Source organism: Stenotrophomonas sp. P5_B8, from assembly GCF_054049855.1.
In genome coordinates this window covers 1-703 of sequence record NZ_JBFULO010000829.1, presented here as the reverse complement: position 1 = coordinate 703, position 703 = coordinate 1, and the positions used below count along the sequence as shown (strand labels likewise).

General features: G+C 65.9%; 1 pseudogene. It reads right to left on the bottom strand.

The annotated features are described in order from the left end of the window. Positions 1 to 479 (bottom strand): annotated as a pseudogene (locus ACXJKH_RS21700) (bifunctional NADH-specific enoyl-ACP reductase/trans-2-enoyl-CoA reductase); the annotation flags it as partial. Positions 480 to 703 lie beyond the last annotated feature (224 nt).

Here is a 703-nt window from a genome sequence, read left to right as displayed (position 1 = left end):
ATCGGCTTGAGCGTGGAGCTGATCACTTCGCCGGTCTTGGGATGCTTGCGGCGCGGTGCGGCCAGGCTGTACACGACCTGGTCGACCTGGCCCAGGTCCTGCTTGATCAGCTCGATGACCTTGGCCTTGACCTCATCGGAGAACGCATCGCCGTTGACGCTCTTGGCGTACAGGCCAGCCTGTTCGGCGTACTTGTGGAAAGCGGCGGTGTTGTACCAGCCGGCGGTGCCGGGCTTGGTTTCGGTACCCGGGCGCTCGAAGAACACGCCGAGGGTGGCCGCATCGCTGCCGAAGGCGGCGGTGATGCGCGCTGCCAGGCCGTAGCCGGTGGATGCACCCAGCACCAGGACCTTCTTCGGGCCGTTGGCAATCTTCGGCTTGGACTGGATGTACTCGATCTGCTGCTTGACGGCCGCATCGCAGCCGACAGGATGGGTGGTGACGCAGATGAAGCCGCGCACACGCGGTTTGATGACCATGGAGACCTCGATTGACTGGCGCAGGCCGGGCCTGCGCGATGAAAAGGGGCAACGCGCGCCACCGTGGCGGCTGCGCGAACGCAAGGGATCGTAGTGCGCGGGGGCGCGTTGTACAACCGACGGGGGTGTATGGCGGGCCGTTTGTCACTGCGTTTGCGAGGGACGGGATGGGTTTGGCAGGACGCGCCGTAAACCCGTCCGTGGGGGCTCGCGGGCGCCATCCA